Origin of the sequence: Collinsella sp. CLA-ER-H6, assembly GCF_040092305.1 — a bacterium.
Classification (GTDB): domain Bacteria; phylum Actinomycetota; class Coriobacteriia; order Coriobacteriales; family Coriobacteriaceae; genus Collinsella.
Genome location: NZ_JBBNLS010000016.1, coordinates 12,893 through 38,384, shown reverse-complemented (window position 1 = coordinate 38,384; position 25,492 = coordinate 12,893). Strand labels below are relative to the sequence as shown.

Here is a 25,492-nt window from a genome sequence, read left to right as displayed (position 1 = left end):
CTTAAACGTTACCCATTGTACTCCGTTGCAATAAAGCTGGAAAGGGTTTCCGAGCAGAGGCAAAGACGGCAGCCGTCTATGACGATATCGCGCACGCCCGCAATCCAACCCCATAAACCCACCATCTTTGGGTACAAATAACCGCAGACAACTGACCGTGCCACGCCAACCACCCAGGAGCGGACACTATCCATGAACCAGATCCTTCTCTTTATCGGCCTCGTCATCATTTTGTGCCTGACCATCAAACCCGTCGGCAAAAAACTCCCCTTCCCCACCCTGCTCATCTTTATCGCGCTGGGCATGCTGTTGGGCGTCAACGGCCCGACGCATATCGACTTTAGCGACTACGCGCTCACCGAAACCGTCTGCAGCACGGCGCTGCTGTTCATCATGTTCTACGGCGGCTTTAACACCAATATCGACCGCGCCAAGCCCGTCGCCGCGCCGGCGGTGCTGCTGAGCACGCTCGGCGTCGTCATCACCGCAGGCATCACCGGCGTGTTCGCCCACTTTGTGCTGGGCTTCGACTGGATCGGCGGCCTGCTGTTGGGATCGGTCGTGGCGTCCACCGACGCGGCCAGCGTCTTTAGCGTTCTGCGCGAGCACAGCCTGTCGCTGAGGGGCGGCACCGACTCGCTGCTCGAGGTCGAATCGGGCTCCAACGATCCCGTCGCCTATATGCTCACCGCCGTGCTCGCCACACTCGCGGCCGGCGGCGACATCAACATTCCCGCACTGCTGGCCAAGCAGATTATCTTGGGCGTGGGCCTGGGCCTCGCCATCGGCTGGGCGGCGGGCCGCCTGATTGAACGCGCGCACGCAACGGCCGAGGGCGCGCAGACCATCTTTTTGTTCGCCGTGGCCATCGTCGCCTACGCGCTGCCGAGCTACCTGGGCGGCAACGGATTTTTGGCCGTGTACCTGGCCGGCATTGTGCTGGGTGCGAGCGACATCACCGGCAAGGTCGAGATGGCGCACTTCTTCGATACCCTCACCGAGATGGCCGAGATGACGATCTTCTTCTTGCTCGGCCTGCTCGTAACGCCCGCACGCCTGCCGCAGATGCTGCTGCCGGGCCTGGCGCTCATGGCGTTTATGCTCTTTGTGAGCCGCCCCATCGCCGTCGGCGTGCTCCTAGCGCCCTTTAAGACGAACCCTCGCCAGGTTGCGCTCGTAAGCTGGGCGGGTCTGCGCGGCGCGGCTTCGGTCGTGTTTAGCCTCTTTACCGTGGTGGCCGGTGTTCCTGGCGGTCACGACCTGTTTGACCTGGTATTTTTGATTGCCGTGTCAAGCATTGTGGTGCAGGGCTCGCTGCTACCGGCGGTGGCAAAAAAGCTCAATATGATCGACGCGGAAGGCGACGTGCGCCGCACCTTTAACGACTACCGCGACGAGGACGGCATGTCGTTTGTCAAGTTCAAGGTGGGCGCGGGCCATCCGTTTTCCGGACGCTCGCTCGCCGATATTGGCAGCGCCACGGACATGCTCGTCGTCCTGGTGCTGCGCGATGGCGCGCACCCGGTGCTGCCCAACGGCGATACCGTGATCCAGGAAGGCGATCTGCTGGTTATGGCCGCGCCGACGTTTGAAGAGCGTGCCGAGGTTACGCTGCGCGAGGTCACCGTGACGCCCCACGGTCGCCTGGCCGGCCAGCGTCTGCGCGATGTGCCGCAAGGCAAGCATCCGTTTATTGTGGTGATGCTCAAGCGCGAAGGCCAAACGATCATCCCCGACGGCAACACCCTCATATACGCCGGCGACGAAGCCGTCATCGCCACGCTCGCGTCGTAGCCATCCCCACCCATAAGTTGCGGTGAAATAGGGACTGAATAGGCCTTCTAGCAGCCTAAACAGTCCCTATTTCACCGCAAGTTATTGAGGGGATGGGGTTAAAGCTCAATCGCGGCTACCAGTCCTCGTCCGTGTCATAGCCGTCGCCCTCATCGTCGGCGACAAAGCCGCGGAGGTCGAGGCCTTCGCGTTCGGCTCGGGCTAGGAGCTCTTGGGGCGACTCGTCCTCGATATCCACTACGTCGAGCATGGCGGCCGGAAAGCCCACGCCGGCTGCACTCCCCGCGCGGCCGAGCAGGCTCTCGCGCAGCTGGTCTACATCGACTTCGATTTTCATGGTGAAACCTCCCGCCAAACCAAGCCCTTATTCGTCAGTGCCAAGCAATTCCACGGCAGCAACAAAAGCTGCCACCTGCTTATCGTCCATCCGCGTGGCCAGGCGCCCCACGGGCTCATCGTAAGCGAACTGTACCTTATCGATAAAGCAATCCCAGGCACGCTCGTCCACACGCACGGCGGCCTCGCAATACTGGCTGAGCTTTTTGAGTCCATACCAAAACGCATTCACATGGCGCGAGGGGTCCTCATCCAGCACACCATCGTAGCGACGCCCGTTAAACTCACGCATGCGTGTCACGGCAACCTCGAGCGAGTCGCAGCCCTCGGCCGAAGCCTCATCAACAAGCTCGGGAATCGGAACCTCGCGCCGAACATCATGCCTGGTAGCGCCGTCGTACTCGCCCACCAACACATCTTCGTCAAGCCTAGAATCATAGTCGAAATAACTACTGCCCTGGCAAATCCCATGCGGCGAGCCAGAGCCAAACGCGCAGAATAGTCCGCCGTCGGCAACAACACGACGGTAGGTCTCAAACGACTTCTTAACCTGAGCGAGCAACTCGGAAAGCTCCCCGGCATTGCACGCCGTCTCGCACGCAACGCACGCAGACTCGGGCAACGATACCGGCTCCACCGTGCTCCCCGCGACGCGGGCGGCGCGCTCGGCCCGATACGCCTGCGCCGCCAAGCGCGCTCGCTGCGCAGCGCCGTGCACGTTGGTAAGTTCACGCTCCAACGCCACGTCACCAGCAACATCGCTCGCAGACCCGCCGGCACCCTGCGACCCCGTCGCACTCAGCTCGGACTCAAACGTCGCTGTGATCATGCCCGCAAGGCCCGTCGCATCGGCGGCACAACGCAACTGTTCCAGCTGCGTACACAGCAGGTCGGCGTCCAAAGGCACGGCATCCACAACGCGCACGTCACTCAGGCGCGCCACGCCCTGCAGCACCATAGCCCCCGCGGCATCGTACGCTACGCGAACCCTGTCCGCCGTATTAGCACGCAGCTTTACCTCGATAAACGCAAGCGTCTGCTCCAAACGGGCCAACAGCTCGGCCTTGTCCTCCATGCGCAAAAAGGCAGCATAGCGACGCTCCATCCGCAGCGGGCCAACAATGCCCGCCTGCTTGCGAGCGCGCGAAAGCGCAGCGCCCTCAACACGGCGAACATACCCGTCAACAGCCCGCACGGCAGACTTGCGCGCAGCGTGCTCGGCAGCCTCGACGCCCCTAAGCACGCCCAGCAGCTCGCGGGAGCGCGCCTTGCGCACCAACTCCCCGCGATCGTACTGCTCAAGCGCCGTCTGACGCTTGGCCACCGACTCAAAGCCAAACAGCTCGTCGAGCAGCTCACCAACAGAACGCTCGTCTGCCACGGCAGGCCTCCTCACGCACTACGCACCAACATGCTCGCGGGGCGCCCGAACACCGGACGCCCCGCACGCCCGCACCCCTACAGATCCAGAGCCTTCTTCGCGGCGTCGACCGGGTCGCCATCCATGTAGAACACCGGGCTCAGTCCCGAGATAATCTCGGACGAAACACTCTGTAGGCCCGCGATGGCGCTCAGCGGCAAAATCACGCGCTTGGCACCGGCGTTTTTGGCCACACGCATAATGTCCTCGAGCCCGCGTATCTCGTCCATGGAACCCGACATGCGCAAGATTCCCGGAATCGCCAACGCGGGCATCACCGGGCGGTTGCACGCCGCGGAGCACAGGCCCACAAACTCGGCGAGCGAAACTTCCTCGGACAGGCCCTTGCTCTGCAGGTCGTTGTAGAACAGCAGATAATCCTTGGAGCCAATGTGCATGCCCGGCGCCACGCGGTTCGCCAGGTTCACAAAGTTGTCGAACGCGGCCTCCAGCGTATCGCGCACCGGCTTGTTAAAGGCCACGCCCTCGTGCTTAAACTTGCACTCGCCGGCAACGGCCTTGTTCTCCAGCTTATACACGGCAACCTCACCGCCCTGCGACCTGCCCACGCCAAACACGTGGCCGGACAGCAGCGGCCCGTCGGGAATCAGCGTGTCCTCGCTCTGCTCGGGCACGCGCACCACGTGCACGTCCTGCGGGTTGTCGGCATCCATATAGCCCAGGTTGACGTCGATAAACTCAACGCCCGCCATAATCTTGAGCTGTTCCTTTACGCGGCGACGGCCCTCGATGGCGTAGTCCAGCAGCCAGCGCACGTCGTCCTTGTCCATGGCCTCGTCGGGGAACAGCAGCTTGGCAAGGCCGCTAAAGGTCTTGCGCACGGCGATTTCGTCACGCTTGTTAAAGTCGCTGTTAAAGCGGAAGTAACGGTCGATATGGTGCGTAAAGTCCTTGCGGCGCATCTCCTTGCAAAACTCCGACAGGCAGTCGGTGATCAGGCCATAATGCCCGGTCAGCAGGCTCGAGCGCATCTTGGGAATCTCCCAGCCCGGCAGGTAATAGTGGATACGGTCGAAGAAGGCCGAATCGTTGTTAAACTCCGGCGGGAACGGATCAAACAAGTGCGTGGTCTTAAGGACGTTTTGCACGGTGTCGTTGATGTTGCCCTCAAAGACCATAGAGGCATCGGCGTTAATCTGGTCGCGACCGCGCGCGTAGCTGCCACTCGCCATGTAGTCCTTCATAATCTGCACGGCATTGGTGTCCTTAAAGCGCATGCCGGCGACCTCGTCGAACGTCACGCAGTCCCAGTGGCCCACCAAGCCCACGCGGTCGGCGCGCATGGAGTTCATGCGGCCGAACAGGTTGGCCGTGGTGGTCTGGCCGCCCGAAAGCAAGATGGCGTAGGGCGAGACCTCTTTGTAGATATGGCTCTTGCCGGTGCCGCGGGGACCCAGCTCGCACAGGTTGTAGTTGCGCTCGATGAGCGGCACCATGCGCTCGATAAAGTGCAGGCGCTCTTTCTCGGAAAGCTCACTGGGTTCGTAGCCAGCCGAGCGCAGCAGCATATTGAGCCACTCGTCGCGCGTAAAGTACTGGCGCTCGTCGATCATGGCATCCAGGTCCAGATTGGGCATCTGGATGGGCGTGAGCGACGCCACGCTAAACGGAGAGTCCTCGGGTCCGCGCTTTTTGCGCTTGGCCTTGGAGCGGCGCGGCGCATCGTCGCCAAAGACCTCCATGCCAAACTCGTCTTCCTCATCCAAGGGGTGACGATACTCGATGCTCATAATGCACCAAATGCCACCCTGCAGAATCTTGGAATAGTCGCGCACGTACTCGGCAGGCATAACAAACGGCTCGATGGTCAGGTTGGCAAACGACGCCACGTAGATGTCTTTGTACTCGTCAAGCTTGGCCGTCACCTTATCGATGATGGTAAAGCGGCCCAACTCGCGAATCTTGGACTTAATGCGCTCGGACTCGTCGGGACGCACGTAGTTATCGGTGAGGATTCTGCGAATGCGGTCCAAACCCTCTGCCACGGCATCCTCGTCGTCGGTTGAGCAGTACATGCCCAGCAGGTACTCCAGCACAAAGGTGGGCACGTTGGCGCCGCGCTTCATAAGGGCCGTCAGGTCCTTGCGCACAATCTTGCCAGCAAAGTGCTCGAGCAGCTTGCCGTCCAGGCCATCCATGTCGTAGCCGTCGTCCTCGGGGGCCTCGGCCGCAGCCCGGTCATAGCCATCGGTCGAGGATTCGTCCTCGGCGGGCACCGCAGCCCCCACGGGCGCGGCAGCAATCACCGGCTCCGGGGCAGGCGCAGCAGCCTCAGCCGCCGGGGCCTCCACAGGCGCCGCAGCCTCCACAACCGCCGCAGCATCCACTGGCACGCTCACACCAATCGAGGGAACTTCCCACAGATCGTCGTCATGGCTATCAAACATAGGGCACACTCCTAAAAACCAAAGTCAGCAACAGGGGCAAACGAAACGGCAATGGTATACGTCTCGCGCCAAACGATCTTGCCCGTCTCACGCTCGCGGCAGACCAGATAGTACGGACCCTTTGCCGAGAATCCATCCGCCGCGCGCAGCGCAAACTTGGCATGCACTACGCGCTCCTGCGAATTAACAGAAGTCTTGTTAGCATGCGCCTTGACCGTATCGCTCACCTCGTTGCCGCTTGCATCGGTAAACACCAGCTCGTATTCGCACGGCAAGACCTTGCCTTGGGCTGGTTCTTCCTGGATCAAGTTGAGCGAGAAGAGCGAGTTGGTCACCCGGCGCCCCTCACTTAGCACGCGCAACGTCGCCGCGCGCGTGTCGACAAAGTCCTTGGAACCCGAGCGCGCACGCCAAAAACCGATAACGGGCACGCAAAGCTCCTGCAGGCTCATGCCGCCGTGGACGTAGTTGTTAGTACCACCGGGACGCTTGAAGTGCACGTTCTCGCGCGGGGCAAACCCCTCAAAGCCGGCACCCAAACGTCCCATGTCAACATTAACAAACACCCCGCGTGCCTCGTCCGAAAGCTTGGCCACGGCCTCGTTGGGCACCACCAGATGACGCTTGCCGTGCATGACGGGAGCGTCAAGGAAGGGAAGATCTGGCTTGCCGAGCATCTGACACTCGCTGAGCTCCCGGCGCGTGTAGATAAAGCCGTGATCCGCCGTTATAACAACACGCGCGCCCGGGGCGTCGGTGCACACGCGGCGCGCCAACGCGGCAAGCTCCTCTACGGTGTCCGTACAGGCATCGAAGACGTCATCCTGCGTAGCGGCCTTCTCGCCCGTGGCATCAATCTTGTTGTGATAGAGGTAGACAAGTCTTGAGCCCTTGAGCATCGCCTTGCGCTCGGTTCCCGCCATGTTGAGGTATGTACTCGAGCGCAAAGCGCGGGCTGTAGGCTCAACGTGGGCAAGCACGGCCTCGCGCTGCGGAGTCGTCGCAGTGGGCATGTCGTCAGCCAACACAAACGCGCCATCCTCTGCAAGCTCAAGCACCTGGTGCGGCAGCAGCGCAGGCATGCCCACCTCGGTAATGGAGGGAAAGACCGCCTGCATGCTAGATACCTTGACGTTGCCGCCGCGTTCGCGCTCGAGCAGCGCCGCAACGTCGCGGGCAACCTCATAGCGCAGCGCATCGCTCACGATAACGACCGTTGTTTTGGCAGAGCCCACAAAGGCGGGTAGCACATGCCAGTAAAACTCATCCTGCCGTGCGGGACCATCGATGCAGCCGCAATCGGCCCACTCCCCTTGCGCAGCAGCCGCCCAGCAGGCATTGGCATCCGCCAAGAACCAGTTGCTGTAGAGATTCTCCGCCCAGTCCGCCACGGCGCGGGCAGGTTCCTCGAGCGCATCGCACTCGACGGAGCGTGCCCGCAGATACGCGGTGCACATATGGCGATAGGCAGCGTCCATGGCATACCATTCGGACGTATAGGCATCCCACACCTGCTGGGACTGCGCCAGATGGAACCCACCCGCGTGCGTCTGCCTAAACGCGCACATATCGGCCACAGTGACAAGCAGGTCAAAGTAGCTCTCGACACGACGGTACCAGCTTAGGTCGCAACGACGCGCCGCAAAGGCACGCGCATCCTCAACACGGTCTGCACCTTGCGCAAACGAGCAGAACAGCTGCGAGAGCACAACCTCGTTGACGCACGGGAACACATCAAGCGAAGCCAGCGCATCGATCGGCAGGGTCTCGAACCGTGCAAAGAGCCCGCGGGCATCCTCAACTAAACGACAAATCTCAAATAGGTCCTCGCTCGATGCCCGGGCATCGGCGGCCTGGTCCCACGTACGCACCGCCTCAAGGCAATAGGGGCCGTAGGCGGGAGCCATATAGTTTTCGAGCCCCTTGAGCGCTCCCTCGGGAAGCGCGGTAGACGCCGCTGTAAGGAGCGCATGGGATGAAAGCATAAGCAATGAGTCGCGCTCATACAGCGGCCCCTCAAACCCATAGCAGCGAAGCATAAAGGCAGAGAGCACATCGCGCACGCAGTACTTGTCCATCAACTCGGCCAGCGCCTCGGGACCCTCGTGCAGCAGCATGGTCATACAGCCACGCAGCACAAACGCGGGACGCGCGTCACCAAGCTCTTTACCGCCAAAAATCACCGTAAGGATGCCGAGTTCGATATCGGATGCGCCCGAGGCATGCGGAACACACGCGGCAAACTTAGCGCAGCGGGACTTGGCGACAAAGAACGCCTTGTGCGCTCGCAGGCTCTCGCGCACGGCATCGATATTCTCGATACCCAGTTGATCGGCCAAAAGCGAAAGATAATCAGCTTGAAACCGGTCAGCATACAGCTCAACATCGGCAAGCCAATCGCCCTCAAGCCTGCCGCGCGGGCAACGGCGATACAGCAAGATATCGCTCACAAGGTCATCGCGGTTGACGAGTTTCTTGACGGCAAACATGCGGCCCTCGCAGGCCTCAACAAACCGAACCGGGCGCTCAAAGTCACCGTGAGCGGGCATAACGCCGCCATCGGCCCCCGCACCGTCGAAACCCACGGCAGCCAATCGCTCAAACTCAGGGGCAAACTCGCCGTCCGCATCGTGCCAAACCACCACACGACGCGGCACGCATGAGGGCAACGGCTGCAAAAACCGCAGCTTGAGCTGTTCTTCTACATCGATCTTGGGCATGAATATCCTTACCGTATCTGCAGTTACTTAATCTTTGCCAGCACATCCTGAAACTTGGCGTAGTTGACCTTGACGCCGTCATCCAGGTCGATCTTAATCATCTGGTCTGCCAAGTGGTGCAGCTTCTCCTCGAAGGCAATAGTCTCTTTGAGCTGGTCGTTGAGCTTTTTGACGCGCTTGTCCAGACGCACGCGCTCGCCGCGCTCGGCATCGGCAAGGGCATCGTTGGCATAGCCGATCTGGGCGCGGTAGCGTTCTTGCTGCCCATGCACATAGTCGGTGCGGATGCGAGCCAGCAGGTCGGGCTGATAGCGATGCATGTAAACAAGGCACTTAAAGCCGTTCTTTTTGCCACTGTCGAACAGCCAGTAGATGGGACGCTTCTTGTAGGTCTGGCAGTGGTCCTTAAAGAAGTCCTTCAAAAAGTAGGTGCGGATTACCTCGCGCGAGGTACCCTTGCTGCCGAGTGCCTCGGCAATAAAGGCCAGGTTCTGCTCAAGCGTCTCCTCGCCATACACGGTGCGCACAAAGTCGATAAAGTAGCGCACGATGTCGTCGTCAAAGTACTCGTCATCGGTAATGGGCAGCACGTTATCGCTATCGGGCATAAAGGTCACATGATCAGAGTTGGGCATCTTGGCCAGATAGTCATCGACTGTGGCGCCCTGATCGGCCAGGACCAGCCCGTCCACATCCAGCGAATAGCGGCCAAACATGCAGCCCACGGCATAGCTTATGAGCGAGGTGATCTCATCGCGCTTAGTGCGCACGTATTTGTTGCCCTTATAGCTCTCGGGGATCTCATCGGCGGTATCAAAGATGCGCACTACCGAAACGTACTTATCCTCGACCTCGATGGGCACCTCGCCCTCCATGTTGTAGATCTTGGCAAAGATTCGGTTGAGCTCCTCCTCGTTAGCGCGAAGCTGCTCAAAGCGAGCATTTACCTCGGCCTTGCGAGCCTCATATTTATCTTGAAGTAAAGTGGCCATGGTAGGCCATCCTTTCGTTGCTGTTGGAAACCACTGCGAAGAAACGGATTGCAGTATCCAAAAAAACCGCTAAAACGCTCTCCCCGCTGTACAGGAAGCTTGAGGAACTAAGTCGATGCAAATTTCGCACCTATTCTAACTACTAGCTTTTATCTCTATATCTCTTGTCTCTTAGCGAGAGCAGATTCACCCATGCATCAAGCGTATCCTCTTTCAGTAGCATTCTTGCCGTGACGTTTCCTTTACCGTTTGCGTCCTGTAAAGCCCACCACACTGATCCATCGGGCTTAACAACTCGCAAATATTGACCATGAGCGAGAGCATTCCTCAGATGTCTAAAAACGGCGTCAAGTCTTCTAAATGAACTTTTATTCTGTTTTCTCCTGCCTGTTTTGGTCTTCGCACCCGGCTTGAATTCTGAAAGCCCAGCAATCCTTTTGTTAAGACAAGCAGCTGTTGATAAGCAAATGAGGGCAAACTCGTAATCTCGTTTAATAAAATCAGATGAATCGCTACCTGCTTCGTGGGCCGCTTTTGCAAGGTCATTAGGGGTATATGCCCATCTTGTTTTAACGGCACTGTCGAAACACATCTGTTCAAGAAACGCATTTGCCTGAACAGTAGTATAAATATTCAAATCAGTAATAAACCCATTGGTCTGCCTCGTAGCATCAATAGCTTCTGATTCGGATACAAATCTTTGCAAATATATGCGTAGTTTTTTCTTAGAGACATCGTCCTTATACGATTCATGAACCTGTTTTATCCACGACGCATCATTCTTAAGAGGTGGATGTGCGCATTTATTATTGTTAGCCTTTTTCTTCTGCGACATGTGGACTCCTAAACGAGAGGATGACGTTTGAAATCCCAGGAGGTTTCAAACGAGTCCCAGTCGGTTTTTGATAATCCTCTGCTTTCCTTAAATAACCCGTCTACGAGATTGAAGCAACTCAGTAGGACGGGAAATTTATCCACATCACCAGCGTTAACGTTCAGAGTTGGAGCAATTAACGAAAAATACTCTTTAGAAACGCTGGAGTTAAGCAGCGACAACATATAACCGATTTTATCCTCAGGAACAAAAAGGCACATGCCGGCATGCTCTGAAAGACAATTGGACGCATACCTAAACGAAGGGATGGACGAAGTAATCGCCGACCATGAAATGGCGGGCTTGAATTTCAGTTCATCCGAATAATCTTGCGCATGGTTTCCTTCACGCGAGGCCGACTCAAACACACTGTGACCGTTATTTGACCAATCAATTACAGAGTCAAGATTACCGAACCATTTACGATAAGAGCCTCCCTTTGTGCAGGGGTGCCATTTTCTGCCACTAAATAAATCGGATACAGATGATGACGAAAAACCGATAGTCCCAACGGCGCACTCCCACCAAAGCCTAATGAACTTATCATTTTTACCAGTGATAATTCCTTTAGACGTTCTTCCGAACGAAGATAGTTTAACGCCATCAGCCATCGCAGAGAGTAGTCCGTCGCTGGCCCAGTAGGCTATGGGGGTGCCGGGAATCTGCTTGAAGGTGTCGGCGTCGCGGCGGTAGAACCAGCCGCAGTCGAGGTTTTCGATCGCCTCGAGCAGCTTGAGGCGCTTCGCCTCGCTGCCGTTGATGTCGACGAGGCGAACGTAGGCGCCACCGCATGCCGCGCGGCCGTTGTAGATGACGTCGGCGGTCACATTGACGACCTCGCCGCCGATGGCGTCGAATGCGCGGGGGCCGAGGTGCGCCATCGAGACGATCGTCTTGCCGTCGATGAGCGAGGAGCGCATCTTCTCGAAGCTGCCCAGGAACATCCAGCTCTGCATGGTGACCATGGCCGCATAACCGCGGTCCTTGGCAAGGCTGAACCCGCGCTCGATGAAGCACGTGCACAGGTCACTCTTCACGTCGGGGTAGTTCTTCTTGACCCACTTGCTCATGAAGGGGTTAAAGCTGCTGCTGCCCATATACGGAGGATTCGCCACGACGCAGATAAAACGACGGGCCAGTTTCTCGCAAATGGCGACGGCGCTTTCGAGCTTAGTTTTGGTCGCAGAAGCAAAAAGGTCCTCGGAACAACTCGCGGCGGCAGCCTTGAGCTCGTCGATCTCGTCCTCTGAGGGATTGAGCAGCGAACCGATCTCGCCCAAATGACTCAGCTCCTCGGCGAGCTTCTTGTTACCCGGCAGCCCGTCCTCCCCTAGCGGGATGCTCGAGAGCACGGTAACGTCGGCGCGAACGCCACGCCTAAAGAAGCGACGGTCGTGCTCGCGGGCGCACATGGCAAGCGCCAGCTCCGCGATCTGTGCCGCGCGGGAATCGATTTCCATACCTGCAAGGTTTTTAGTAAGAATGAGCTCGGGAATCTCGCGCTCACGATAGCCGCGCTCCTCGTACATATGGAAGAGCAGCTCAAACGCATAGACCAAGATATGGCCCGAGCCGCATGCGGGGTCGCAGAGGGTTATCTCCTCGGGACTCGAAATGCGAATGAAGTCCTCGTGCTCAGCATCGGGCTCGATGTAATACTCCATGCGCTCGCGTAGCGAACTCCCCGGATTGTTGAGCATCCACAGACGGCCGAGCGAGTTCTCGACCATATAGCGCACGATCCACTCGGGGGTGAAGAGCTGCGTGGCGGGCGCGATGTCCGCCGCCGCTGCCTTGCGCTTGGACTTGAAGAACTCGTCTTTAACGTCGGCATTGTAGTACTGATACATCCAGCCCAGAACGGTCACGCCCTCGCGCCAGTCCTCGTCAGTGAGGACGGCATTGAGTTTGCCCACCACACTGTCAGCCATCATGAGGCCCTGGGGCAACAGCAGCTCCATGGCTCCGCCCACGCGTTCAAAGACGCCCGGCAGGCAATCGGCAAGCTCCTCGCACTGAGCAACAAACAGGTAGCGCCACAACGGTTCATCCAAGCCCGCCATCTTGAGCTCGGCTATGCGATCGGTATCGGCCGTCGTTATTTCCACGTCCAGTGCGTTCTCCACGGCCTCGCTGCCATGGCTGCCGTCCGCACGACTTAGCATGCGCATACGGCTGGGAAGCCATCCGTATGCATCCATGAAGCGAATGGCCACGATGCGGTTGAACCAGGTGTAGGCCGCACGGTCGCGCAGTGCCTCGTGACCCACCTCTGCCTGCATGCGCAGCAGTTCGTCGCGTTGCTCAATCTCAGCCGGACTTAGGGGCAGGCCGTTGACGGTCTCGGACCCAACGGGCGCGGGTGCAGGTTCGGTGATGCCGTAGCGCACCATCTGCGCCTCCACGCCTTTGATGAGCTCCGTGCGGGCCCAAGTGCAGAAGCTCTTAAGAGCAGAATCGTTCATGGTTGATGAGCCTTTCTAAACGCCATAAGCCACCGGTGCGCGCTTTGGCACCGGTGGCTCCGCGGGTTAGTTGATACGGATCTCGTCGTTTGCAGCGAGCGCCTGCATAAGGCGGGAGCGCAGGTCGTCCACGTAGCGCTCCACGTCCTCTGCGGACAAGAGACGACTCGGCTTGGCCAGATCGGCGCGGCGCACGGTCTTGATCTTGCGCTGGGGCTTGGGCGCGGGCACGGGAGCAGACGATGCGGCGCCCTTGTTGGAGACCTTCTTGACCACCTCGCCCGTACTCATGACCTCGGTGGTGCGGCGCTCGTTGTCCATACGCACGCGGGCCTCATCCACAGCGTCGTACATCTCGTTGGCCGCCGCACTGAGCCAGTCGCCCCAGTTAGTTGCAACAACGCTCAGTTCGTTGAGACTTTGAGCGCTGTGGGCACGGTTTTTGAACGACTCGTATTTAGTGCCGGCGTCTGCTATGGCATCCTTGGCCTGATTGACAAAGCCCTTTTGACTCTCGGCCTGCGCCCGCAGGTCTTGCAGATCGCTCTCGATGCGACACAAAAACTCATTGCGGCGGATGCCCAACAGCTTTTTCATGTCATCCTCGACGGGATCCATAAGCGGCTGCAGGTCTTTAATACGGCCGTAGGGCTTGGGATCTTTGAGGATCTCACGAACCGTTGCCACGTTCTCCACCGCACCGGGAATGTCATCGGAGGCATACTCGATACCCTCAGTGTGGTTCAAGAAATCCCTGGCGTGGTCAAACGCTGTTCGTTGATTGGACTCGAAGAACTCAACCACCTTGTCAAAGTCTTCCTTGGCATCGAGCAAGCGCTCCTCATGCTTGGTGAACGTGGTCAAGAACGCCTCGGACTCGTTCTGGTCCTTAAGGACGTCGGCCACCTCCGAGCGCATCTTCTCGCACTCGTCCTCACCGGGATACGGGTAGGCCGGCTTGATGCCCGTGTAGTAGTCGCGTGCCATGGCGAGGCACGCCTCGCGCAAGCCCTCAAGGCGCTCTTTGAGCTCGGCCACGAGCTTATCCTCGTTGGAGGGCACGGTCTTGAGATCAAACAGGTCACACATGAGTTCGCCCGTGGCGCGCAGCAACCGGTCGCTCATGCGCATGCGCAAGCGCACCTGGGCCTTATCGGCATCCTTGCGCAGGAGCGCCACCATGCGACTGTCGTTAGCTTGAACCGTCTGACCGCCAAACAGCACCTGCGCGCGCTGCTCCACCACAAGCTGCGCCACCACATTTGCGATGTCGACCTCGCGCCAGCCAAAGGGCCTTTGCTGGTACTGGCGCTGGATATCGCCCATAGCGGTATCCAGGTGGCGCTGGTGCTGCACTTTGAGGTAGTCCTCGACCTCTTTGAGCGCACGCGTGTTACCTGCATCCATGCCAGCGAGCCCCACTTGAACGTTGCCCACCAGAGTAGAGCGAATATCGGAATCGCTCGTGACCGGCGCGCCGATATAGTCGGCCTTTTCAAAGACCACATCGCACAGCTGCGCCAGCACCTGCTCAAAGACCTGAGCGGGTTTGGCAGCACGGATCTCAATCATGCGCCCGTTGACGGCGCATCGTGCATGGAGCACCGCCTCAGCCAAAAGGGCGTCAGCCTCTTTCTCGTTAAAGTCCTTCTCGCGCATTTTGGCCTCGACAATCTGGCGGGTACTCGGCGGTAGCTCCTGCAGATTGCGCGTCTGGGCGTACATGCGAATCTTAGCGGCGTTGACGAGTGGGGCCCAATAATCCACCTCGTCACTCAAGGCCACGATGGCCTTATCCACGGATTTCAATGCCAGCTCGGCATCGTCCGAACGGCCCAGATCGCTGGCCATGGTCACCACGGAAAGTTCCATGCCGCCCATGCTGGTACCGTGGATTGAGCCGTCCACATAGCGGTCAAACGGAAAGTCGTTGGCCCCGCGGTTGAGTTTGCGCGCAGTGTAGATGCTTTCGAACAGGCGCTTCTTGATGTACTCAATCACCTTCGCGTTGTCGATCGGGGTGCGTGCGATCTCCTGCGCTATCTCCTGCTCCTCGTCGGTGAGGAAGCTATAGGTATCGCCCTGGCGTGCCACGTAGCTCTCGCGCTCCAAGCGGGCGAGAGATTCCTTGACGCGGTCCTTAAGGGCGCGCTTGTCCACGTCCAGGCTATCGATCATAAGGATGGAGATGTTCTCGACCGTGGCCTTGACGTAGCCGATGTAGCGGATCAAGTACAGGAGCTTAAGCACCCGGACATCGTAGCTCTCAAGACCCTCTGCGTTTTCAGCCGCGCGCTCCGCACAGACGACGACCTGAATGATGCCGTGCTCCAAATCCTTGGAGATTGTGTCGAAGAAGCGCCAGAACGGCACGAGTGCACCAGTCTGGTCATGCTGGATGGCCTGAGCGCTCTCCTGAAACGCGCTCAGCATGGAGCGCTCGCCCGTGGACATGTGCTTGGCCTTAACACCGTGCTTGCGTACCTCGGTCATCACGTCGGGCAGAAGCTTAAACTGGTAGCCCACAAACGGGTAGCTGGCCACAAAATCCTTGGAGTTGGCAAAGCCGGCAAGGTCGGAGCGCGAGCCACCCTCAAAGGTAAAGTTGTTTTTGAGGACGGCGGCGTCTTGCTCGTAGACCTGTGCAAGCATATCGGCCGCCGGCGCGGTCTTCTCGAGCACACGGCGCTGGATGACCTCGTCCACGCTGGAGCTGGAGAGCGAAAGGCGGGTATTGAAGCGGCCTTGGATCTTTGAAAAGTCGTTGCCCACGGGCAGGCTCAGGTTGTCGATGGCCTCCTGGCTCGTGACCATCACCCACACGCGGCCACCGCAGGCGGCACCCAGCTCCTCGACGATGGTCTGAAGACTCAACATAAGGCTTGGATCCCGGTCGTTTGTAATAAACTGACCCACCTCGTCGACCATAAAGAGTAAACGGTAGTTACCGCCGTGGGCCGCTGCCTGAGCGTCTACGTAGTCCTTGACCTTTTTGGCAAAGACATCGGGGGCCAAAACCTCGTCCTCAGAACCCTCAAGCCAGTTCCATGCGGCCTTTTCGCTCATGCCGAGCACGCTCTGCAGCACCTCGACGACGTCGTCCTCAAAGTAGCTGTAGGTGTCGCGGGCCTGGAGCCAGGACTCGCCGTTGACGCGCTCAAAGGCCTCGCGGAACTCCTGGGTCTTGCCCAGGGAATCGATGTGGTCCTCGAGCTTTGCAAGCTTTAGGTCCTCGCCGTAGAAGCCGCGCGCCTCGTAGAACATGCGCTCAAAGCCGCGAAGCAGCGCCGTGGGAGCCGTATCGCCCTGCTTCCACTGGCCCGCCTTGCTATCGATGTTAAAGAGGATGGCCTGCGTGGGCACCGAGCACGCGCGCTCCATGGCAGCCGCGACCATGGGGTCGACGATTTTGCCGTCAAAGTAGCGAATGGCGCTCATGCCACCGATCTGGCGATTCTCGAGCAGGTAGCTCAGCATCTTGAGGAAGTGCGATTTACCGGAACCGAAGAAGCCACTGATCCACACGCCGATCTTGTCGGTGGGCACATCGATGGCATCGCCGTATGCCTTGAAGAACGTGGCAAGGTGCCCTTGCAGCTCGCGCGTCACCACGTACTCGTCAAGCTCCTGGCGGATGGACCCATCTTTTGAATCCTGGACCTTGACCACGCCGTTGATGGAGCGGTTGATGTCTTTTGCAAAGAGGTCGCGAATGATCGTGTTGTCCATGGGTGCTCCTTTGGGTTTGGGAACGTATGGCAAAGGGTTGTTACCGGCGGCAGGGACTTGTCTGCGGGGTGCCGCGCTTACGAGATATCGATGGCGCGGTAGTAGTTGTCGGCCGGCAGACGGTTAAAGAGCTGGAAAGAAGAGCCGTTGAAACTGCCCGGATAGGCGGCGACCACAGGCACCTCATCAAAATCCGCAAGCATGCAGTGGAGAAGCGTGTGTATGCGAAAGAACGGGAAAACCTCGCCAGCGCCGGTGAGGAGAACGACGTCTCCAGGCGCGTGCGGCTCGGTCTGCTCAAGGATGTACGCGGCGACTTTCTCGGGCGATGCGAACTTGGCCACGTCCTCGAGCACGCGCTGGGTACCGCGGCGCTCCTCTTGGTGCGAGATAGCCTTGAGGACACGGCGCCTTTCGAGAATTGCCAGCACGGCGTCGTAAAGGTTCACGACCTTGAGCGTGCACGGAAGCTTGTCGGCCTCGGCATCGCGTGAAAGGGTGTCAAATAATGCACGCGCCTCAAACTCCAGCGCGGGGTCATAGCAAAAGGTGTGGAAGCCGATCTCATTGCCTATGCCCTTGTTGGCCAAAAAGTCCTCGCTGCGCAGGCACTCGCGCAGAAGCTGCGCACGGCGCTCAAATTCCTGACAGGCGCGCTCGGAGCGGGCATGCGCCGCCACGACGCTCTTGCGGGAATGGATGCCGATATTGGTGGTGAGATCGGTTGCCGGGGCGATAACAGGGTCGACGGCGCTTTTGACGGGAGCCACGCTACATCACCGCCCTGCCGGTAAGGGCCGCGATAAGCGACTGCTCGCCCAGCTGAACCAAGGCTCGCTCGACATCGGAATCGAGGAAGAGTGGTGACAGGCGCTCGGACTCCGGGCCCTGGCCCTCGCCGACAAGGCCGGCATGGCGGAGCGTCTGGCGGAGCGAGCCCTTAATGCGCTTGACCGTGGCCTCAGTCCAGCGGGCCGCGTCCGGATACTCCGTGGTAAAGCGTGTCATAAAGGCGTTGAGGTCAACCGCCGTAAAGGCATAATCAAAGTTTTGTAGGCGCTCCCCTACCTCGACGAGCACGAGCTCGCGCACGATATCGTAGCGGCAGATCATGCTGTAGAAGATGGCCTGGTCCGCCTGCGTGGGAGTGCCGGATGCCATGAGCCTGGTTAGGGATGACGCAGCCTCGACGGCGGTTTTGGGGTCGATGCCGCGCGCGGCGCATACGGCGTCCGTGGGCACCATGGCGTCAAGGCGGCGAAGGCACACGGTTGCGCGGTTGGCGACCATGCGCTCCGTGGGATATTGAAAGAGGTTCTCGCTCTTTACGCGTACAATAACCTGCTCGTCGCTTGCGCCCTGCATACGAAGGGCAGCGACGATGCGCATCTCATGCGGGAGGAATTGCTCGCGGGTGAGCACCCCCCCCCCGAACGCTTTTTGTGGTTACATCCACAGTACACGCTCCAAGGGTGTCAAAAGCTGTCACAAGTACGCCGCAACCCGGCAGGCAGGCGCGGCGCACATGACAATAATCATACCTGTTGGTAAAAAAGTTACCACGCCCAGAGTTTCAAATGTTGAGCAACAAAATTTAATCCGGTTAACGGTCATTTTCGCAGCTTAGAAACTTTAACGAGGTCGCCCCAAATCACACTTGCCAGACAACCGCGCTTACGAATGCAGGCACGCACACGCCCAACGCCACCCTCCGCTACACTCAACATAGAGTTCTACATATGATTCTATGTAAGGAGTTTCATATGCCTGTCGTAAAGCCTATTTCTGATCAGACGCGCGCGCTAACTACCATTCAGGAACGCGAAGATCACATTCAACGTACCATCGCTCATGGTTATGACGACCTCACCAACGGTCGTGTGCGCCCCTGGAAACAAGCGAAGGCCGAGGCGGATCGGATGCGAGCCTCGAGATAAGCCCTCCCCCATGTAACCATCCTGTAAATCATAGCGGCACACTCGAGTTTTACCGTGATGCGGTCGCGCCTGGCGCTCCACTGTGCTAAAGTATCCCGAACGTCCAAACGACTACAAGGGGGAACTAGAAGATGGCACGTGTGCACAACTTCTCAGCTGGCCCGGCCGCACTGCCTACAAGCGTGCTCGCCGAGATCGCCGACGAGATGATGGACTACCGCGGTTGCGGCATGTCCGTGCTCGAGATGAGCCATCGATCTAGCATGTACCAGCAGATCATCGACGACGCCGAGGCAACCCTGCGTCGCCTGCTGAGCATCCCCGACAACTACCGCGTCCTGTTTTTGCAGGGCGGCGCCACGCTGCAGTTTGCGGGCATCCCCATGAACCTCATGCGCCGAGGCCGCGCCGGCTACATCGTGACCGGCAACTTTGCCAACAAGGCATACAAGGAGGCCGCCAAGTACGGCGAGGCCGTGCTGCTCGCGAGCTCCGAGGACACCAATTTCGACCGCATACCCACCATGGCCGACATCAACGCGCGCATTGCCGCCGAGGCCGCGGGCGACGGGCTCGACTACGTCTACATCTGCCAGAACAACACCATCTTTGGCACCATGTACTACGAGCTGCCCGCTTGCGGCGACGTGCCGCTGGTCGCCGATGTCTCGAGCTGTTTTCTGTCGCAGCCGCTCGACGTCGAGCGCTACGGCCTCATCTACGCCGGCGCGCAGAAAAACGCCGGCGCCGCGGGTGTGACCGTGGTCATCGTGCGCGACGACCTCATCGCAGATGGCCCCGCCTTTGCGCAGACGCCGCAGTACATGGACCTCAAGACCCAGGCCGCCAAGGGCTCCATGCTCAACACGCCCAACACCTTTGGTATCTACGTATGCGGCAAGGTGTTCCGTTGGGTTGAAAAAACCGGCGGACTTGCCGCCATGGCCGAGCGCAACTGGGCCAAGGCCAATCTGCTCTATGACCTGCTCGAGCACAGCGAGCTGTTCCATAGCACTACGCAGGCCGACAGCCGCTCCATCGCCAACGTCACCTTCCGCACCGGCGACACTGAACTCGACGCGGCCTTTGTCGCAGGCGCGGCCGGGCACCAGATTCAAAACGTCAAGGGCCATCGCCTGGTGGGCGGTATGCGCGCCAGCGTCTACAACGCCGTAACCATGGAAGACGTGCAGGCACTGGCCTCGTACATGAAGGACTTCGAAGCGCAGCATAGTTTGAGCCCGCGATCTAACTAGCCCGCAGCACGCGGGCCGACCAGCCATCTCAAACCACCCTGTTTAGATTAAAACCTGCTAAGGAGTTTTTCATGCGCAAGATTAAGACCATCGACGACATCACCAAGGACGGCAAAGTCGAGTTTGGCGAGGGCTACGAATTTGTGAGCACCGCCGAAGAGGCCGACGCGATCCTGATGCGCTCGACCGACCTGCACGGCTACGGGCTGCCCGAGGGCATCCGCGCCATCGCCCGCTGCGGCGCCGGCGTCAACAACATCCCCGTCGAGGAGTACGCCAAGAAGGGCGTCGTCGTCTTTAACTCCCCCGGCGCCAACAGCAACGCCGTCAAGGAGCTCGTCCTGGGCATGCTGGTGCTCTCGAGCCGCGGCGTAGTGCAGTCGATGAACTGGGTGCGCGACAACGCCGACGACCCCGAGATCCAGGTCGATGCCGAGAAAGCCAAGAAGGCCTTTGTGGGCCGCGAGCTCAAGGGCAAGCGCATCGGCGTCATCGGTCTGGGCAACGTGGGCTCCAAGGTCGCCAACGCCTGCGTCGACCTGGGCATGGACGTTTACGGCTACGACCCGTTCATTTCCGTCGAGCACGCGTGGGTGCTGAGCCGCGAGGTGCAGCGCGTGGGCACGCTCGAGGATCTCTGCCGCGGCTGCGACTACCTCACCGTGCACGTGCCCAGCAAGGCCGACACCATCGGCATGATCAGCACCGAGCAGATTAACCTGCTGGCACCGGACGCCGTGCTCATCAACTACGCGCGCGAAACCATCATTGACGAGGACGCCGTCGACGCCGCCCTGCGCGAGGGCAAGCTCAGCTGGTTTAGCTGCGACTTTGCCACGCCCAAGACCGTCAAGATGCCCAATACGTTTATCACCACGCACTCGGGCGCAGGCACCGGCGAGGCCGAGGCCAACTGCGCCGACATGGCCATCAGCGAGCTCAAGGATTACCTGGAGAACGGCAACATCGCACACAGCGTCAACTACCCCGCCTGCAGCATGGGCAAGGCACGCGCCGCAAGCCGCATCGCTTGCCTGCACGCCAACGTGCCCAACATGATTGGCCAGATCACGGCAATCCTTGCCAAGGACAACGCCAACGTGCAGCGCATGACCAACGAGTCCGCCGGCGAGAACGCCTACACCATGTTCGACACCGACGAGCACCTGGACAGCAGCACCATCGAGGCGCTCAAGCAGATTCCGTCGATGTATCGCGTGCGCGTGATCAAATAGCGCCGGCGCCAAGCCTGCCAGACAGGCCACGAAACCCATTCGGCCCCCCGTTTTCACGAAACGGGGGGCCGATTTCGTTGCTCCGGAAGACTTTAAAATGATACCCAGAACAAGTTTTTTCGGATAATCAACAGTAAGACCCAAATCGCTTAGCACACCCGCTATGATAAACAGCTTTATCAGGGACTTTAGTAGGTAAAAATCGATCTCTATGTGCCGAATGTAAGTTGACTGTCTTTTTTCCGAAACAACTTAGGTAGCGCACAGAGATGTGGTGTAAGAGGCGGGGCATGCCCCGCCTCCGCCCTTTCTTGAAAGGGAGGGGACACCGCCTAGAATTCGTCGTTGGAGTAATGAAGGTGACGAATGGAAGGAAAGGCGATGCCCCAAGAAGAGAGTGTACTGCGCCTCGGCCGCGACGAGGCCCTCGAGGCGGCGAGGCTTTGGCAGGAGTGCGGCGACGCGCGCGAGTTCGCGTGCAGGGTGCTGGGCGGCGTGATGAACGCACTGATGGACTCCGAGGCCCAGCAGATGTGCGGCGCGAGCCGCAACGAGCGCAGCGACGGCAGGGAGAACAGCCGCAACGGCTACCGCCCCAGGTCGCTCAAGACCGCCGTGGGCGACGTGGAGCTCGAGATACCCAAGCTCAGGCACGGCACCTACTACCCCGAGGGCATGCTCGCGCGATGGTCGCGCGTCGACACCTCGGTGGCCGCCATCGTGCAGGAGATGTACGTGTGCGGCGTGTCCACCCGCAAGGTCGAGCGCGTGGCGTCCAAGCTGGGCATATCCTCGCTGTCGAGCTCGGAGGTCTCGAGCCTCTGCTCCGACCTCGACGCCGAGGTGGCGGAGTTCCGCCGCCGCGACCTCTCGGGCACGCCGTGCTGCTACCTGTGGCTCGACGCCACCTACATGAGCTGCAGGGTCGGCTCGTCGGTCGTCTCGCAGGGCGTCGTGACCGCGATCGGGCTGGGCGCCGACGGGCGCAAGCACTTCCTGGGCTGCGACGTGGTCGACACCGAGAGCGAGGACTCCTGGGCGGCATTCCTCGGCGGGCTGCGCGAGCGCGGGCTGGCCGGCGTTCGCCTCGTGGTCTCCGACAGCCACGCCGGGCTCGTGGCCGCCGTCTCGCGCCTGTTCCAGGGCTGCGCCTGGCAGCGCTGCGTGACGCACCTGCAGCGCAACCTCCAGAGCGCCTGCTCGGGCAGGCCCGAGGACTCCAAGGCGGCCGTCAGGGACCTCGTGCACGCCGCGGTCTACCAGGACGACCCCGACCTCGCGCGCTGCGTGTGGGCCGAGGCGGCGCCCTGGGTGGCGTCGGTGTCCGCCAGGGCCGGCGAGGTCTTCGAGCAGGCCGAGGACTCCGCGCTGGCGTTCACGGCCTTCCCCAGGGCGCACTGGGCCAAGCTCCGCACCAACAACGTCCAGGAGCGCGCCAACCGCGAGATCAAGCGCCGCTACAGGGTCGTGCAGTCCTTCCCCTCGAGGGAGTCGATGCTGCGCCTGACGTGCGCGAGCCTCATGGAGACCGAGGGGCAGTGGTCCCAGCAGCGCGTGTTCTCCGAGGCCTCGGCCGCCGAGGGCTTCGCCGGGCCCGCGGACAGGCCGGCCCCGACAGAGGGGAGGCGCCGCGCGCTCGGGCGGCGCGCCAGGGAGATAGTGGACGAGATAGTCGAGAGGCGCGGCCTCAAGAAGGAGTAACATCGGGACTTGCAGCGACGGACCTCAGGACGCTCTTACACCACGTCTGCGCGCGCCACCACAACTTATTCTAGATAGCATTTTTAAGGCCCCTCCAAAGGCAAAATTGAAGCCTTTTTGCGACCAAAACTATAGTTCGCGCGACCCTTTTCCACCTGCGAGACTATATTCCCGCCCAATCGATAAAAATCTCCTCACGAAGCCGCCGTTCGAGCTCCTGCTGCCGCGGCGTCTTGTCTTTCCGCGGCACATCGAGATAGGACATGATGAGCTCCATCACCACGCGGAAGGCATCGGGGTCGGCCAGCTGACCATAGGTCATCAGAACGACGGGGTATCCCATCGCTTGCAGCGCCGTCGTTCGATCGGAGTCCGAAATCTTGGATTCTATGGATCCGTGAATGGCTTTACCTTGACATTCAACCAGACACTCTCGGCTGCCGTCCTTATTTGCCAGCAGAATGTCGGCATAGCGCCTATCGAGCCCCGAAATCAGACGGGCGCTGCGCGTCAAGCGAATCTCGACGTTATTGGTAAGGCGCAGCCCTTCGCCGCCGCGCAACCTCGTAAGGCCAAACAGCATCGAAGCCTGGACCTCGAGCGGCGATGCCGCCACCCCCGTAATGCATTTCGCGGCACGTGTGAACGATTTAGCGCCGCGGAGCCCCGAAATCTTATCGACGTACTCGGTAAGTTCAGAGAGCTCAATCAAGGGAGGTCGTTTCCACAAGTCCGTTGGATTCCCCGAAGCATCCTTTACGTTTTCCCAGCCCGACCGCGCGTCACCCCACCGGCTCCCATACGCCTGCTCAAGTGCCAACTTTACCTGAGGCGCAATCTTGCACACGGCAAAGGTGCCGCACATCTCATACATGCACATGATCAGACGCTCGTTTGAAACCGAGGAAGCCATGGTCAGCAGGGTAAAGAGCGGGGACGCGACATCGAGGGCAAGCTCTGTCTGCCGCATGGAATCAAACGGCCTCTCCCCGTTCCAAACATGTCTGACAATGCGATCGCCCTTGCGCCCGCAGACGCCCTGCGCCAACACGTGTAACGGGGTGCCCAGGAAATGCTTGACGAGCGGGTGCTCACAAAGATGCTCCCTGCGCGGATCGTCTACAGAATCGGGCAGGTCCGGCATTATCGCCAAGACCTGTGGGGGTATCCGGTGATACCGAAAGGCAGATATGTCGCACAGTATGTCGTCCATGAAGGGTACGTACCCACCGCGTCGTTTGTAAACCCGCTTGGACGGCAAACGTGCTGGCTTGGCCTGCGAACGGTAAATACTGCTGCGCGCGCGTCACGAATCTCTCGGGAGGCTTACAATCGGTTTGGGAAGCAAACTGATTGTGAGGTTGCATATGGTTGATGAGGACTTTGCCTGGCGACTTGCGCAGGACCTTGTGAAGATTGACAGCTCGGACCCCGGCGCATATGAGGGCGAGATCGAGCACTTCATTAAGAGGCTCATTGAGCAGCGGCTGGCACAACTTGATAGTCCCGCGCTCGATGCCGTGCAGATTGCAGAGCTCGAAGTGCTGCCCGGGCGCCGCAATCTCATGGTCACCGTGCCCGGTTTGAGCGACGAGCCGCGACTCGTCTACATCTGCCACATGGATACAGTCACCTTGGGCGACGGCTGGGACGCGGACATTACGCCGCTCGGGGCGGTCGTGCGCGACGGCAAGCTCTACGGCCGCGGTGCCTGCGATATGAAGGGTGGCCTGGCCTGTGCCATTGCCGCACTGGTCCATACGCTCGAGCGCGTGGCGGCGGATGGCGCGCTGCCCCGCCGCGGCTTTTCGCTCATCTGCTCGGTCGACGAGGAAGACTTTATGCGAGGCTCCGAGGCAGCCATCGATGCCGGCTGGGTCGGTTCGCGCGAATGGGTGCTGGACACCAAGCCCACCGACGGACAGATCCAGGTGGCGCACAAGGGGCGTACGTGGTTCGAGATTGAAATGGCTGGCGTGACGGCGCATGCGAGCCAGCCGTGGAAGGGCGCGGATGCCGTCGCCGCCATGGCCGAGGTCGTGTGTTCGCTCCGTCGCGCGTTTGTGGCGCTGCCCGCGCACGATGAGCTGGGGTCTTCGACCATCACGTTTGGCCAAATCGAGGGCGGATATCGCCCCTATGTCGTGCCCGACCGCGCCAAGGTCTGGGTCGATATGCGCCTGACTCCGCCGGCTGATACGGCCGTCGCGAAGCGCATGGTAGAGCAGGCCATCGCCAGCGCCGAAGCCGCCGTTCCCGGTTGCCACGGCAGCTACGTCGTGACGGGCGACCGCCCCGCCATCGAGCGCGACCCAAACTCTCCCCTTCTAGCAGTGCTCAAGCGTGCCGCCGATGACGTGACGGGCGCGGACACGACCGTCGGCTTCTTTACCGGCTACACCGACACCGCCGTCATTGCCGGCAAGACAGGTAACCGCAATTGCATGAGCTACGGTCCCGGGTCGCTCGCGCTCGCGCACAAGCCCAACGAATATGTGCCCCACGCCGATATCGTTCGTTGTCAGCAGGTGCTAATCGCGCTCGCCGATAACGTGCTCTGGGACGAGAGCTGCCAAGTTGGGGCATAATAAGCCGCGAACAAACCGAATCGTGCGTTAGGACCGC

The 25,492-nt window shown here is 59.9% G+C and carries 17 protein-coding genes; 6 read left to right on the top strand and 11 right to left on the bottom strand.

The features are described from left to right. The first annotated feature begins 192 nt into the window (after positions 1-192). Positions 193-1,794 (top strand): potassium/proton antiporter, encoded by a 1,602-nt coding sequence (locus tag AAAX77_RS07815; protein ID WP_349105667.1) that lies wholly within the window; start codon positions 193-195, stop codon positions 1,792-1,794. A 115-nt stretch (positions 1,795-1,909) separates the two neighbouring features. Here AAAX77_RS07815 and AAAX77_RS07810 read toward each other — a convergent pair whose 3' ends face one another. From AAAX77_RS07810 to AAAX77_RS07765, 10 genes are all read right to left on the bottom strand, one after another. Further along, positions 1,910-2,131, bottom strand: coding sequence for a hypothetical protein (locus AAAX77_RS07810; RefSeq protein WP_349105665.1), 222 nt, complete (start codon positions 2,129-2,131; stop codon positions 1,910-1,912). A 27-nt stretch (positions 2,132-2,158) separates the two neighbouring features. Then, positions 2,159-3,511, bottom strand: a complete 1,353-nt coding sequence (locus tag AAAX77_RS07805) for a hypothetical protein (RefSeq protein WP_349105664.1) — start codon at positions 3,509-3,511, stop codon at positions 2,159-2,161. 77 nt (positions 3,512-3,588) lie between these two features. Further along, the gene (gene brxL / locus AAAX77_RS07800) at positions 3,589-5,958 is read right to left on the bottom strand and encodes a protease Lon-related BREX system protein BrxL (RefSeq protein WP_349105662.1); all 2,370 of its coding nucleotides are present in this window, start codon (positions 5,956-5,958) and stop codon (positions 3,589-3,591) included. A gap of 11 nt (positions 5,959-5,969) precedes the next feature. Continuing rightward, on the bottom strand, positions 5,970-8,678 hold the full coding sequence (gene pglZ / locus AAAX77_RS07795; RefSeq protein WP_349105660.1) for a BREX-1 system phosphatase PglZ type A: 2,709 nt from the start codon (positions 8,676-8,678) through the stop codon (positions 5,970-5,972). Between the two features lie 23 nt (positions 8,679-8,701). Next, the gene (locus AAAX77_RS07790) at positions 8,702-9,670 is read right to left on the bottom strand and encodes a hypothetical protein (protein ID WP_349105658.1); all 969 of its coding nucleotides are present in this window, start codon (positions 9,668-9,670) and stop codon (positions 8,702-8,704) included. 142 nt (positions 9,671-9,812) lie between these two features. Further along, a complete protein-coding gene (locus tag AAAX77_RS07785) occupies positions 9,813-10,505 on the bottom strand; it encodes a hypothetical protein (RefSeq protein ID WP_156327668.1) in 693 nt (230 codons plus the stop codon). A gap of 8 nt (positions 10,506-10,513) precedes the next feature. Next, entirely contained in the window at positions 10,514-13,009 is a 2,496-nt protein-coding gene (pglX, locus tag AAAX77_RS07780) for a BREX-1 system adenine-specific DNA-methyltransferase PglX (protein ID WP_349105655.1), read from the bottom strand. Positions 13,010-13,075: 66 nt separating this feature from the next. Beyond that, entirely contained in the window at positions 13,076-16,738 is a 3,663-nt protein-coding gene (gene brxC, locus AAAX77_RS07775) for a BREX system P-loop protein BrxC (protein ID WP_349105653.1), read from the bottom strand. Positions 16,739-16,815: 77 nt separating this feature from the next. After that, positions 16,816-17,508, bottom strand: coding sequence for a DUF1788 domain-containing protein (locus AAAX77_RS07770; RefSeq protein ID WP_349105652.1), 693 nt, complete (start codon positions 17,506-17,508; stop codon positions 16,816-16,818). A 1-nt stretch (position 17,509) separates the two neighbouring features. After that, positions 17,510-18,160, bottom strand: coding sequence for a DUF1819 family protein (locus AAAX77_RS07765; protein WP_349105651.1), 651 nt, complete (start codon positions 18,158-18,160; stop codon positions 17,510-17,512). Positions 18,161-18,501: 341 nt separating this feature from the next. Here AAAX77_RS07765 and AAAX77_RS07760 point away from each other — a divergent pair, with 341 nt between their 5' ends. From AAAX77_RS07760 to AAAX77_RS07745, 4 genes are all read left to right on the top strand, one after another. After that, complete coding sequence (locus AAAX77_RS07760; RefSeq protein ID WP_158554612.1) at positions 18,502-18,675, top strand: hypothetical protein; 174 nt, start codon at positions 18,502-18,504, stop codon at positions 18,673-18,675. 131 nt (positions 18,676-18,806) lie between these two features. After that, on the top strand, positions 18,807-19,931 hold the full coding sequence (gene serC / locus AAAX77_RS07755; RefSeq protein ID WP_349105650.1) for a 3-phosphoserine/phosphohydroxythreonine transaminase: 1,125 nt from the start codon (positions 18,807-18,809) through the stop codon (positions 19,929-19,931). Positions 19,932-20,002: 71 nt separating this feature from the next. After that, on the top strand, positions 20,003-21,166 hold the full coding sequence (locus AAAX77_RS07750; RefSeq protein ID WP_055310737.1) for a phosphoglycerate dehydrogenase: 1,164 nt from the start codon (positions 20,003-20,005) through the stop codon (positions 21,164-21,166). Between the two features lie 381 nt (positions 21,167-21,547). Further along, a complete protein-coding gene (locus tag AAAX77_RS07745) occupies positions 21,548-22,867 on the top strand; it encodes an IS256 family transposase (RefSeq protein WP_349105636.1) in 1,320 nt (439 codons plus the stop codon). A gap of 163 nt (positions 22,868-23,030) precedes the next feature. On the opposite strand, the gene AAAX77_RS07740 is transcribed toward AAAX77_RS07745, so the two are convergent. After that, on the bottom strand, positions 23,031-23,837 hold the full coding sequence (locus AAAX77_RS07740; RefSeq protein ID WP_349105648.1) for a hypothetical protein: 807 nt from the start codon (positions 23,835-23,837) through the stop codon (positions 23,031-23,033). Between the two features lie 397 nt (positions 23,838-24,234). On the opposite strand from AAAX77_RS07740, the gene AAAX77_RS07735 reads away from it, so the two are divergent. Next, positions 24,235-25,455: a M20 family metallopeptidase gene (locus AAAX77_RS07735; protein ID WP_349105646.1), complete on the top strand. Its 1,221-nt coding sequence runs from the start codon at positions 24,235-24,237 to the stop codon at positions 25,453-25,455. Positions 25,456-25,492: the final 37 nt, after the last annotated feature.

Bases quoted from the DNA above. Each gene is read 5' to 3' on its own strand.
- AAAX77_RS07785 (WP_156327668.1), bottom strand. From the start codon at position 10,505: ATGTCGCAGAAGAAAAAGGCTAACAATAATAAATGCGCACATCCACCT.
- serC (WP_349105650.1), top strand. From the start codon at position 18,807: ATGGCACGTGTGCACAACTTCTCAGCTGGCCCGGCCGCACTGCCTACA.
- pglZ (WP_349105660.1), bottom strand. From the start codon at position 8,678: ATGCCCAAGATCGATGTAGAAGAACAGCTCAAGCTGCGGTTTTTGCAG.
- AAAX77_RS07735 (WP_349105646.1), top strand. From the start codon at position 24,235: ATGGTTGATGAGGACTTTGCCTGGCGACTTGCGCAGGACCTTGTGAAG.
- pglX (WP_349105655.1), bottom strand. From the start codon at position 13,009: ATGAACGATTCTGCTCTTAAGAGCTTCTGCACTTGGGCCCGCACGGAG.
- brxL (WP_349105662.1), bottom strand. From the start codon at position 5,958: ATGTTTGATAGCCATGACGACGATCTGTGGGAAGTTCCCTCGATTGGT.
- AAAX77_RS07740 (WP_349105648.1), bottom strand. From the start codon at position 23,837: ATGCGGCAGACAGAGCTTGCCCTCGATGTCGCGTCCCCGCTCTTTACC.
- AAAX77_RS07750 (WP_055310737.1), top strand. From the start codon at position 20,003: ATGCGCAAGATTAAGACCATCGACGACATCACCAAGGACGGCAAAGTC.
- AAAX77_RS07745 (WP_349105636.1), top strand. From the start codon at position 21,548: ATGCCCCAAGAAGAGAGTGTACTGCGCCTCGGCCGCGACGAGGCCCTC.
- brxC (WP_349105653.1), bottom strand. From the start codon at position 16,738: ATGGACAACACGATCATTCGCGACCTCTTTGCAAAAGACATCAACCGC.
- AAAX77_RS07815 (WP_349105667.1), top strand. From the start codon at position 193: ATGAACCAGATCCTTCTCTTTATCGGCCTCGTCATCATTTTGTGCCTG.
- AAAX77_RS07790 (WP_349105658.1), bottom strand. From the start codon at position 9,670: ATGGCCACTTTACTTCAAGATAAATATGAGGCTCGCAAGGCCGAGGTA.
- AAAX77_RS07760 (WP_158554612.1), top strand. From the start codon at position 18,502: ATGCCTGTCGTAAAGCCTATTTCTGATCAGACGCGCGCGCTAACTACC.
- AAAX77_RS07810 (WP_349105665.1), bottom strand. From the start codon at position 2,131: ATGAAAATCGAAGTCGATGTAGACCAGCTGCGCGAGAGCCTGCTCGGC.